This window comes from Actinomadura opuntiae, assembly GCF_030283205.1.
GTDB lineage: Bacteria > Actinomycetota > Actinomycetes > Streptosporangiales > Streptosporangiaceae > Spirillospora.
Window position 1 is genome coordinate 51,700 of the sequence record NZ_JASNWF010000008.1, and the last position, 11,373, is coordinate 63,072.

An 11,373-nucleotide genomic window follows, 5' to 3' on the forward strand; every position below is an offset into this window, starting at 1 on the left:
CCGACATGGCAAGCGCACGGCGCAAGAGGCCGTGGCTCGTGGGCGAGTTGCTGATCGTTCTGGCGCTGTTGAAGGTCTACGACTACGTCCGCTCGCTCGCCGACGCGCGCCACGGCCCGGCGCTGGAGCACGGCCGGGACGTCCTCGGCGCGGAGCACCGCCTGCATCTGGACGTCGAGCTCCGGCTGAACCGGTGGCTGACGGGGCACCACGCCGTGGCGTGGGCGGCCGTCGAGTGGTACCAGCTGGCGCACATCGGCGTGACCCTGGCGGTCCTGGCGTGGTGCTACATCGCCGGGCCGGGCATCTACCGGCCCGCGCGGAACGCCCTCGTGCTGACGAACCTGGCGGGCATGACGGTCTTCTTCGTCCTGCCGGTGATGCCGCCTCGGCTGCTGCCGGGCGCGGGGTTCGCCGATTCGGTGGCCCTGGCGGGGTTCGGCACGACCCACGGCGGGCCGGTGCCGGCCGACCAGTACGCGGCGATGCCGTCCCTCCATCTGGCCTGGGCGACGTGGGTGCTGACGGTGGTGGCGGCGTTGCTGCGGCCGTACCGGGCGCGGTGGCTGGCGGTGCTCTATCCCGCCGCGACGGCGTTCGTCGTCATGGCGACCGCCAACCACTACCTGCTGGACGTCGTGGCCGGTGCGGCGGTGACGGCGGCGGCGATCCCGGCGACCGGCCTGGTGCGGTCGGTCCGCGGGACGGCCCGCGCGCGTCAGATGATCCGGCGGCGCAGCAGGACGGCGAACACGCACGCGCCCGGCAGCAGCGGCAGCCAGACGGTGATCAGCCGGTACCCGACCACCGCGCCGAGCGCGGCGGCCGACGGCACGCCCGCCCCCGCCAGCCCGGCGACCAGCACCACGTCCAGGCCGCCGATGCCGCCGGGCGAGGGCACCAGGGCCGAGACCGAGGAGACCACCAGGTAGACCACGACGACGGTGGGCACCGTGATCGGGACGGCGAGGCTGCGCAGGACAGCGAACAGGACGAGCCCGTGCAGCAGCGGCGAGAGCACCGAGCCGAGCCACAGCGCGACGGCCCGTCCGGGGTGGCGCAGCACCGCGCCGAGCCCGGCCAGCTCGCGCCGCAGATGCGCCCAGCCGGCGACGGCCCGCGTCCGCGCGACCCGTGCGAAGCGGGCCGGACGCAGCAGCACCAGCGCGACGGCCACGGCCACGGCGACGACGCCGAGCCCGGCCTCCACCCACGGGCTCCCGGCGACCGCCGCGGCGACCTCCCGGGGACGCGGCCAGTGCCGTTCCCCCAGCATGCCGAGCGCGGACGGGACGCCCGCGACGGCGACCGCGAGCAGCAGCAGGTGCGTCACCAGCCCGGCCAGCGAGTTCACCCCCACCGAGCCCATCGCCGCACCCCGCGTCAGCCCGCAGCGCCGCAGGAACCGCACGTTGATCGCGATGCCGCCCGACCCGGCGGGCAGCAGCTGGTTGGCGAACGACGCGGCGACCTGCACCGCGAACAGCCGGCCGACCGGCGGGCGCACCGGCATCGAGCCGAGCTGGGTGACGGTGCCCACGCACCACATCGCGGCGGTGGCGAGCGCGGCGACGAGCAGCCAGGCGCGGTCGGCGCCCATCAGGCTCTCGCTGCCCGCGTCGAGCGCGACCCGGTGCATGACCGCCAGCACGACGACCGCGCCCGCGACGGCCGTCCCCAGCACCACGCGCGACACCGACGCCTCCGCCGCCACGGCGCGTCCGAGCGCCGCAAGTCCCGCACGCCAGGCTTCCCCCGCACCCTCGGTGCGTGCCGTGGCCGGGGCGCCGCGTCCGGCGCGAACCGCGTCGCGTTCGGCTTCGGAAGGTGTCACTCCCCCGTCCCCTCCACTCCAGGCGTCCCCGTCCTCGCCGCGCGCGTCCGGGGCGGTGCCGGTCGGCGCGGTCCCTTTCTACTACAAAACGGGTAGTACACCCTGCGGGTCGCCGGTCACCGCCCGCCGCCGGTGAAGAACCGCTCGACGATCGCCTTGGCCGCGGTGCCGGTGTCGTACTCGCCGTGCAGATCGGCGAACCGGCGCCGGGCGGCGGCGTGCTCGCGGCGGACGCCGTCCAGGTCGGCGAGCGCGGCCAGCAGCGCGTCCTCGTCGGCGGCGACCGGGCCGGGCGCCGGCGCGGGAAGGCCGGTGCGGCGCGCGGCGTCCGGCGTGTAGAAGATCATCGGCCGGTCCAGCAGCGCGTAGTCGGACAGGAGCGGCGCACGGTCGGTGACCAGCGCGTCGGACAGCAGCATCAGCAGCGTGACGTCGTGCACCGCGCCCGCGTCGATCACGGCGCCGTCCATCCCGGGCGGGAAGACCGCAGTGCCGGGGCCGTGGGGGCGGACGAGCAGGACGTGCGAGCCGCCGAGTTCACGGGCGAACCGCTCCAGCGGGAACGGGACCTCGGACGGCATGGCGGGCCGGTCGTCGTCGCGAGGGCGGAACGCCGGCGCGTACAGCACGACGGTACGGCGGTCGCCGCTCAGCCCGAGCCGCCGCCGCAGCGCCGCCGTCTCGTGCGGATCGCCACCGTTGATCAGCGGATCGTTGCGCGGGCAGCCGGTCCGCAGCGGCTCGGCCGCCGCGCCAAGGCCGCCCGCCGCGCGGACGTCGTCCTCGGACCGGACGACGATGTGGTCGCACCGCCCGTCCAGATCGGTCGGGTTCAGCGCCGAGCCCCGCGTCTGGATGTAGGTGGTCTGCGGGCGCTTCCGCAACTCGCCTGGCAGGCTTCCGTCGTCGATCCAGAACTCGGCGCGGGCGAGCGCGCGGTAGTAGGCCCAGGAGCCGCGCTTGACCGGGAACGCCTCGTCGGGGAAGCCGCGCCGGGAGTCGCGGTAGGACCAGATCGCCCGGCAGGCGGCGCCGCTGTCGTGCAGGGCCCGGTAGATGTACTTGGGGTCGCCGCAGTACCGGGCGCCGGACCGGCTCTCGAAGACGACCGTGCCCCTGCGCACCGGCAGCCGGACCAGCACCCGGTTGAACACGGCGATCTTCGTCCGGCGGGCGGTGAACCGCTCGCGCAGCCGCCGCTCGGCCCGGGCGAACCGCCGCCACCAGCGCCGTCCGGCGCCGGTGCGGGCGGCCCGGCGCAGCACGGCCAGGGTGACCCGGGCGGGCCAGCGGCCGGCCTCGACGCGCAGGGCGAGTTCGCCGGTCGCGGCGACGTAGGCCACCAGCCGGTCGCCGGCGGCGCGGGTGAGGCGGGGCCGGACGGGCACGGCGAGGTCGCAGTGCGCGGTGCCCTCGGAGGTCAGCCGCACCTCGACCGCGGTGTCCCCGGCGGTCAGCCGCAGCCAGAGCGCCCACGTCTGGTCGACCAGGCCGATCGGGCGGATCACGTGGGAGGGGAAGAACACCGCCTCCCAGGCGATCCGGCCGTTCTCGCGGCGGACGGTCGCGGGCACGCGGAACGCGCGGCGGGGCCGGCGGCGGTCGCGGATCTCCAGCCGGGCGCCCAGTTCGGCGTCCTCGGGGATCCGGCCGAGCGGGTTGACGACGGTGCCCGACAGCCGCAGGGCCTTGCCGTCGCGGCGCATCGCGGTGACCCGGCCGCCGAGCACCAGGTCGCCGAGCGGCGCGGAGTGCACGCCGAGGCCGGTGACGTCCAGGACGCGGCGGGCCGACGCGGTGCCGAGGTGCTCGCCGGTCCAGTAGATCCGGCCGTCGCGTTCGGCGGGCGCGATCGACAGGACCGGCCGGGCGCCGCCCTTCGGCGCGTGGTCGGCGGCGGCCAGCGCCGCCTCGATGTCGCCCTCGCGGATCATCAGCGCGGCGATCGCGGGCATCTTGTCGGCGGCCTCGAACACGGCGTCGTCCAGCCCGGCGAGGTAGGGCCGGGCGAGTCCGGCGAACGCCTCGCGGTGCCAGGGGTCGCGGCTGCGCATCTCGCGCAGGTAGAGCAGCAGGTCGTGGTTGATGAACTTGGCGTGCTGGTGGAGCGCGACCTCGTCGGCGCCGTGCGCGTGCAGCGCCGCGTCGATCCGCCGGTGGATCTCCAGCCGGTCGGCGAAGTTGCCCAGCTCAGCGCGGCGGTTGCTGATCGACAGGGTCGCGGCGCGCGGGTCCACCAGCCAGTTGTAGACGCGGTGCGGGATGACCGCGATCCGCTCCGCGGCGAGGTAGGCCTGGGCACTGAACAGCAGGTCCTCGTAGTGCAGCCGGTCGGCGAACCGGAGCCCGGCGCGGTCGAGGAACGCGCGCCGGTAGCACTTGTTGGTCGCCAGCGTGTCGTAGAGCAGTCCGGGGTTCTCCAGGATCCCGTCGTAGACGGCGCTCTCCCGGTACAGCCGGGGGTACCAGACGTGCTCGCGGTCGGGCAGGACGCGGACGCAGCGGCCCGCCACCAGGTCGGCGCCGGTGTCCTCGGCGGCGGCGACGAGGTTGCGGCAGGCGTTCGGGGCGAGGGTGTCGTCGCTGTCGAGGAACATCACGTACCGGCCCCGGGCGTGCCGGAGGCCGATGTTGCGCGGCCGTCCGCAGCCGCCGGAGTTCACCGGGAGGGTGAAGGCCCGCACCCGGCCGGAGTCGCGGGCCGCCAGCCGCGCGGCGACCTCGGGCGTCGCGTCGGTGCTCGCGTCGTCGACGATCACGACCTCCGCGCGGGGCGGCGACTGCCCCAGCGCGGAGCGGACCGCGCGGCCCAGCCGGGCCGCGTCGTTGAAGGCGATCACCACGACGGTCACGTCGGGTCCGGGTGGCATCGGCTGCACCGCCCTCGCTCCTCGACTCCACTACGATCGCGATAGTAGGAGTCCGAGGGTAATCGGAACGTAAGCGCCGGGCTCCCTGCGCCCGGCCCGGGGATATACCCCCGGACCGGCCGAAAACCCCACTTCAGAGGCGTGGGGCCGAAGGGGCGCCGCTCAGCCCGCGCGGCCCTCCCGCAGCAGCCGCTGCAGCAGTTCCTCGTCCTCGGGCGCCAGCTCGGACACGAACCGGGCCAGCACCGCCGCGCGGTCGCGGCGGCGACGCAGCAGCTCGTTCATCGCGGCGGCGGTGTGGCCCGCCTCGTCCACGGCCGCGCGGTACACGAACCCCCGTCCCGCGCGCTCGCGCGTCGCCAGGCCCTTGCGGGCCAGCCGCGCCAGCGTCGTCATCACCGTCGTGTAGGCGGGGTCGCCGGGCAGCACGGCCTGCACGTCGGCGGGGCTCATCGGGCGCCCGCCCTCCCACAGGACGGCCAGCACGGCGTCCTCCAGCATCCCGGCCGGGCGCCGCTCCCGCTCGTCCCCGCTCACCCTGCCCCCATCCGCACCGGTTTACGACACTGATAGTAGAAAGGCCCGACCGGCCCGTCCACCGGGGCATGGTGTCACGGAGCCAGGGCGTCGATGCCGGCGGCGACGCGGGCGGCGGTCTCGCGGAGCCAGATGTGGGCGGCGTCCTGGGTGTGGACGGGGTGCCACCACAGCGCCTCCTGCACGGGCACCACCTCGAACGGGCACGGCAGCACGCGGACCTTCGCGATCGGGGCGATCAGTTCGGCGAGGCGGCGCTGGATCAGCGCGACGCGGCGGGTCCCGGCGACCAGGCTCGGCAGCAGCTGGAAGCTCTGCACCGACACCTCCACGTGCGGCTCCAGCCCGAGCATGCTGAGCTGGCGGGCGGCCGGCGCGTCGTAGACGCTCTGGTAGACGGCCCAGGGCAGGCGGGCCAGGTCGTCCATGGTGATGCGGTCGCCGACCTCCGGATGGTCGTCGGCGACCACGCAGACCCACTCGTCGCGGTACAGCTCGACGGTGGGGAACCCGCTGACGACGCCGTGCGGCATGAGCAGCCCGTCCACGGCGCTCAGCGTCGCGTCGATGTTCTCGGTGATCTCCGGGCCGACCTGCTGGAACACCAGGCTGGAGGCGGGCGCGGCGGCGTGCAGCGCGCGGGCGAGCGCGGCCCCGAACGCGGCGACGGCGTAGTCGGAGGCGATGATCGTGAACTCGCGCCGCTCGGTGGCCGGGTCGAACTCGGCCCGGCTGGTGAACAGCCGCTCCAGCAGCCCGCAGGCGGTCGCGCAGGGCACCAGCAGGGCCGTGCCGAGCGGGGTCAGCTCGTAGTTGTTGCCGCTGCGCACCAGCAGGTCGTCGGCGAAGTGGTGGCGCAGCCGGGCGAGCGCGGCGCTGGTGGCGGGCTGGCTGAGGCCGATGCGCCGCCCGGCCCTGGTCACGTTGCGCTCCTCCAGCAGCGCGCGCAGCGCGACCAGGAGGTTGAGGTCGAGGCTCGCCAGGTTCACGGCGTCCACCTATCAGCGTGGTCGATGGTCACCATCCGAGGAATCTATTTCCCAGATCGCCTTCCGGTGTCCCAAGGTTAGGGCAGATATCGAGAGGAAACCTCGTGGAAGCACACGCGCAACCGTCCGGCCCGTTCGCGGTCGGCACCTTCTCCAGCGGGGACGGCCCGCGGTTCGCCGGCCTGGTCGCCGGCGGCCGGGTCCTGGACCTGCGCACCGTCCCGGCGCTGGGCGAGGCCGCCGCGTCGACGCGCGCCCTGCTGGAGCGCTGGGACGACGTCCTGCCGCTGCTGCACGCCGCCGCCGGGGCCGGGGGCGGCGGCGAGTGGCTCCCCCTGGACGGGCTCGCCGTGCACGCGCCCGTCGAGCCGCGGCAGATCCTGCAGTCGGGCGCCAACTACCGCACGCACGTCATCGACCTCGCGGTGGCGCACGAGCCGGAGGACGGGCGCCCCGCCGAGCAGGTGCGCGAGGAGACGGCCGCGATGATGGACCGCCGCGCGGCCGAGGACCAGCCGTACATGTTCATCGGCCTGCCGTCCTCGGTGACGGGCCCGTACGACGACGTGGTGATCCCGAGCTGGTGCAGGAAGCCGGACTGGGAGCTGGAGCTGGCCGCGGTGATCGGCCGTCCGGCGTACCGGGTGTCCGCGGACGAGGCGCCGGAGCACGTCGCCGCCTACACGATCGCCAACGACCTGACGGCGCGCGAGGCGGTGTTCCGCCGGGACATGCCGGAGATCGGCACCGACTGGCTGCGCGCGAAGAACCCGCCGACGTTCACCCCGCTCGGCCCGTACCTGGTGCCGTCGGCGTTCGTCGGCGACCCCGGCGACCTGCGGGTCACGCTGAAGCTCAACGGCGACGTCATGCAGGACGAGTCCACCAAGGACATGATCTTCGGCGTGGCGCGGCTGGTGGCGTACGCGTCGCAGACCGTGCGGCTGCTGCCCGGCGACCTGGTCCTGACCGGCAGCCCGGCCGGCAACGGCATGCACTGGGGACGGCTGCTGCGGGACGGCGACGTCATGGACGGCTCGATCACGGGCCTCGGCGCGCAGCGCAACCGATGTGTCGCTGAATCCACTGACGCCGGGGAGGCGTGATGCTCGACCGCACCGATCCCGAGGGCGCGATCGCCGAGGCCGCCGCCAAGTACTCCAACTGGGGACGCTGGGGCGACGACGACGTCCTCGGCACCGTGAACTTCATCGACGAGGCGAAGCGCCGCGAGGGCGCGGCGCTGGTCCGGCGGGGCGCGTCGTTCTCGCTGTCGCAGCGCTTCGACATGAACGGGCCGCAGAAGGGCTGGCGGCGCCGCACCAACCCCGTCCACACGATGCTGGACACCGGGACGGACGCCGCGCTCGGCAACCAGGGCTTCCCGCACGGCATCGGCGGCGCGGACGACGTCATCGCGATGCCGTTGCAGTGCTCCACCCAGTGGGACGGCCTCGGCCACATCTTCGACCACGGCAAGGCGTGGAACGGGCGCCCGGCGGAGAAGGTCGTCACGTCCGACGGCGACCTGGTCACCGGCATCGAGCACATGGCCGCGCCGGTCGCCGGACGCGGCGTCCTGCTGGACGTGGGACGCGTCGCAGGCGAGAACGGCGAGCTGCCCGACGGCTTCGCCATCACCGAGGAGCACCTCCAGGCCGCGATCGACGCCCACGGCGTGACGGTCGGGCGGGGCGACATCGTGTGCGTCCGCACCGGCCAGCTCACCCGCGCGCGCCGCGACGGCTGGGGCGACTACGCGGGCGGTCCCGCGCCGGGCCTGTCGTTCACCACGGCCGGATGGCTGCACCGCACGGAGATCGCCGCGATCGCCACCGACACGTGGGGGTTCGAGGTGCGGCCCAACGAGTTCGACGACGCCTTCCAGCCCCTGCACCAGGTCGCGATCCCGAACATGGGCCTGCTGATCGGCGAGCTGTGGGACCTGGACGCCCTGGCCGCAGACTGCGCGGCCGACGGCGTGCACGAGTTCTGGCTGACCGCCGGGCCTGTCCCGGTGACCGGTGCGGTCGGCTCCCCCGTCAACCCCATCGCGGTGAAGTGAGGTCGGCATGGCAGCAGTAGGGAACGTCCTGATCGTCGGGGGCGGCACGGCCGGGTCGGCCCTGGCGGTCCTGCTGGCGCGCGGCGGCGTCGCGGTGGACATCGCGGAGATCCAGCCGGACATCACGGCGCTCGGCTCCGGGATCACGTTGCAGGGCAACGCGCTTCGCGTGCTGCGCGACCTCGGCGTGTGGAAGCGGCTCAGCGCGTCCGGGTACGCGTTCGACGTGCTCGGCCTGCGGGCCCCGGACGGGAGCCTGATCGCGGAGATCCCGGACGCCCGCACCGGCGGCCCGGACCTGCCCGCGACGCTCGGCATGAACCGTCCCGAGCTGGCGGCGGTGCTCGCGGACGCGGTGCGGGACGCAGGCGCGACCACCCGGTTCGGCCTGACGGTCACCGCGCTGGACGACTCCGGCGACCAGGTCACCGCAGGCTTCTCCGACGGCACGTCCGGCACCTACGACCTGGTCGTGGGCGCGGACGGCATCCGCTCCGCGGTGCGGGGCCTGCTCGGCATCGACGTGGCGCCGAAGCCGACCGGCATGGGGATCTGGCGGATCCACACCCGCCGCCCCAAGGACGTCGAGCGCACCGACCTGATTTACGGCGGGCCCTGCTTCATCGCCGGGTACTGCCCGACCGGGCCCGACACCATGTACGCCTACCTGGTGGAGAAGGCGCGGCCCCGCGAGTCGATCGCGGACGCCGACAAGCCGTCCCACATGCGGGCGCTCGCCGAGGGCTACGGCGGCGCCTGGGACGAGATCCGCGCCGACATCACCGACCCGGACCGCATCAACTACACCTGGTTCGAGTCGCTGCTGGTCGAGCGCCCGTGGAACCGGGGACGCACCGTGCTGATCGGCGACGCCGCGCACGCGTGCCCGCCCACGCTGGCGCAGGGCGCGGCGCAGTGCCTGGAGGACGCCGCCGTCCTCGCCGAGCTGCTGCTGGGCGCCGACCGTCTCGACCAGGCGCTGTTCGACGCGTTCATGGACCGGCGGTACGAGCGCGCCAAGGCGGTCGTCGAGGCGTCGGTGCAGCTGGGGGAATGGCAGCTCAACCCGTCCCCCGATGCCGACGTCCCCGGCCTGATGGGACGCATCAGCGCGATCGTTTCGGAGCGGCCGTGAACATCCCCACCATCGACGTGCACGCGCACGTCCTGCTGCCGCAGATCGAGGAGGCCGTGGCCGGGGCGCCCGGCCACGCCGAGCACCGGGCGCTGGACGCCCGCCGCAACGGCCCGGAGTCGTTGCAGGCCAGCGCCAAGATGATCGGCGAGCGGATCCAGCGGCTGACGCGGATCGAGGCGCGGCTGGCCGACATGGACGCCGCCGGGGTGGACGTGCAGATCGTCAGCCCGTCGCCGTCGCACTACCACTACTGGGCCGCGCCCGACCTGGCGCGGACCGTGTACCGGATGGCGAACGAGGCCACCGCCGCTCACTGCGCGCAGGCGCCCGGCCGGCTGCACGGCCTCGGGCTCGTCCCGCTCCAGCATCCGGACCTGGCCGTCGAGGCGCTCGACCACGCGCTGTCGCTCGGGTTGAAGGGCGTCGAGATCTCCTCGCACGCCCCCGGCCGCGAGCTGTCCGACCCGGAGCTGGAGCCGCTGTGGGCGCGGGCCGCCGAGGCCGGCGCGGTCGTGTTCCTGCATCCGTTCGGCTGCACGCTGGACGAGCGGCTCGACCGGTTCTACCTGTCCAACATCGTCGGGCAGCCGACCGAGAACGCCGTCGCGCTCTCGCATCTGATCTTCTCCGGCGTGCTCGACCGGCACCCCGGCCTGAAGATCGTCGCGGCGCACGGCGGCGGCTACCTGCCGACCTACCTCGGCCGCGCCGACCACGGCTGGCGGGTGCGTCCCGAGTCCCGCACCTGTGCCGAGCCGCCGAGCGGCTATCTGCGGCGGGTCTGGTTCGACTCGCTCGTCTACGAACCGGCGGCGCTGCGCGCGCTGATCGAGGCGGCGGGCGCGTCCCAGGTCGTCATGGGGTCGGACCACCCCTTCGACATGGGCGTGGATGACCCGCTCGACCGGCTGCGCGCCGCCCTGCCACCCGGCGACGAGCTGGACGCCGTGCGCGGCGGCAACGCCGTCGCCCTCTTCGACCTCAAGGAGCACTGATGCCCGAAAGGCTCATCACCCATCTGCGCCACGTGGACCTCGCCGTCCCCGACTACGACCGGCAGCGCGAGTTCTACTCCGGCGTCTGGGGCCTGACCGAGGTCGCGAGCGACACCGGCATCTCGTTCCTGGCGGCGGAGGGCTCACCGGAGCAGTACATCGTCCGGCTCCGCAAGGCCGACGACAAGCGGCTCGACCTGGTGTCGTTCGGAGCCGCCTCCCCCGCCGACGTCGACGCGCTCGCCGAGCGGCTCGGCGCGGCCGGGGTGACGATCGTCGCCCAGCCCGGGAAGCTCGCCACGCCCGGCGGCGGCTACGGGTTCCGGTTCTTCGACATCGACGGCCGGACCGTCGAGGTGTCGGCGGACGTCGCCGTCCGCGAGCACCGGAAGCTGGAGGAGCGCGAGGCCGTCCCGGTGCGGCTGTCGCACGTCGTGCTGAACGCCCCCGACCTGGACGCCACCCGCGCCTGGTACGAGACGCACCTGGACTTCGCGCTCAGCGACACGCTGACCTCCCCGCACATGGGCAAGGTCATGCACTTCATGCGCTGCAACCCGCAGCACCACAGCATGGCGATCGCGAAGGGCCCGCACACGTCGCTGCACCACGTGTCGTTCGAGATGCGCGGCCTGGACGAGTACATGTTCGGCACCGGACGGCTGCTGCGCGCGGGAGTGCGGATGATCTGGGGGCCGGGGCGGCACAAGGCGGGCGACAACACCTTCTCCTACTTCCTCGACCCGCACGGCAACACCATCGAGTACACGACCGAGCTGGAGACCCTCGACGAGGACGCCTGGCACCCGCACCTGTACGACTTCTCCGACCCCGACGTCACCGACCAGTGGGGCACCGCCAACCCGATGAACGAACTGATCGCCAAGGAGTCGTTCAACGACCCCGACCGCGGCGTGTTCGTCGCCCCGCCGGTCTGATCGGGAG

General features: G+C 74.1%; 9 protein-coding genes and 1 pseudogene. 6 read left to right on the forward strand and 4 right to left on the reverse strand.

The genetic code is table 11. The features are described 5' to 3' along the window. Positions 1 to 5: 5 nt before the first annotated feature. A pseudogene (locus QP089_RS18385) lies at positions 6 to 659 on the forward strand (phosphatase PAP2 family protein); the annotation flags it as partial. Between the two features lie 59 nt (positions 660 to 718). Here the strand turns inward: QP089_RS18385 and QP089_RS18390 are convergent. The 4 genes from QP089_RS18390 to QP089_RS18405 form a co-directional block, all read right to left on the reverse strand. Continuing rightward, positions 719 to 1,834, reverse strand: coding sequence for a lysylphosphatidylglycerol synthase transmembrane domain-containing protein (locus QP089_RS18390; protein WP_285912875.1), 1,116 nt, complete (start codon positions 1,832 to 1,834; stop codon positions 719 to 721). A gap of 116 nt (positions 1,835 to 1,950) precedes the next feature. Continuing rightward, positions 1,951 to 4,704: a bifunctional glycosyltransferase/CDP-glycerol:glycerophosphate glycerophosphotransferase gene (locus QP089_RS18395; RefSeq protein ID WP_285913252.1), complete on the reverse strand. Its 2,754-nt coding sequence runs from the start codon at positions 4,702 to 4,704 to the stop codon at positions 1,951 to 1,953. Between the two features lie 162 nt (positions 4,705 to 4,866). After that, positions 4,867 to 5,241 carry a BlaI/MecI/CopY family transcriptional regulator gene (locus tag QP089_RS18400; RefSeq protein WP_285912876.1) on the reverse strand — a complete coding sequence of 125 codons (375 nt, stop codon included), beginning with the start codon at positions 5,239 to 5,241 and terminating at the stop codon, positions 4,867 to 4,869. 74 nt (positions 5,242 to 5,315) lie between these two features. Beyond that, a complete protein-coding gene (locus tag QP089_RS18405; RefSeq protein WP_285912877.1) occupies positions 5,316 to 6,230 on the reverse strand; it encodes a LysR family transcriptional regulator in 915 nt (304 codons plus the stop codon). Positions 6,231 to 6,334: 104 nt separating this feature from the next. Between QP089_RS18405 and QP089_RS18410 the strand changes: the two genes are divergently transcribed. Genes QP089_RS18410 through QP089_RS18430 form a run of 5 tightly spaced genes read left to right on the forward strand, consistent with a single transcriptional unit; the run spans position 6,335 to position 11,366 of the window. Continuing rightward, entirely contained in the window at positions 6,335 to 7,336 is a 1,002-nt protein-coding gene (locus QP089_RS18410) for a fumarylacetoacetate hydrolase family protein (RefSeq protein WP_285912879.1), read from the forward strand. Beyond that, positions 7,336 to 8,295 (forward strand): cyclase family protein, encoded by a 960-nt coding sequence (locus QP089_RS18415; protein ID WP_285912880.1) that lies wholly within the window; start codon positions 7,336 to 7,338, stop codon positions 8,293 to 8,295. The genes QP089_RS18410 and QP089_RS18415 overlap by 1 nt, the downstream gene beginning before the upstream one ends. Before the next feature lie 7 nt (positions 8,296 to 8,302). After that, positions 8,303 to 9,430 carry an FAD-dependent oxidoreductase gene (locus tag QP089_RS18420; protein WP_285912881.1) on the forward strand — a complete coding sequence of 376 codons (1,128 nt, stop codon included), beginning with the start codon at positions 8,303 to 8,305 and terminating at the stop codon, positions 9,428 to 9,430. Then, complete coding sequence (locus QP089_RS18425) at positions 9,427 to 10,428, forward strand: amidohydrolase family protein (protein ID WP_285912882.1); 1,002 nt, start codon at positions 9,427 to 9,429, stop codon at positions 10,426 to 10,428. Before QP089_RS18420 ends, QP089_RS18425 begins: the two co-directional genes overlap by 4 nt. Next, positions 10,428 to 11,366, forward strand: a complete 939-nt coding sequence (locus QP089_RS18430) for a VOC family protein (RefSeq protein ID WP_285912883.1) — start codon at positions 10,428 to 10,430, stop codon at positions 11,364 to 11,366. The genes QP089_RS18425 and QP089_RS18430 overlap by 1 nt, the downstream gene beginning before the upstream one ends. Positions 11,367 to 11,373 lie beyond the last annotated feature (7 nt).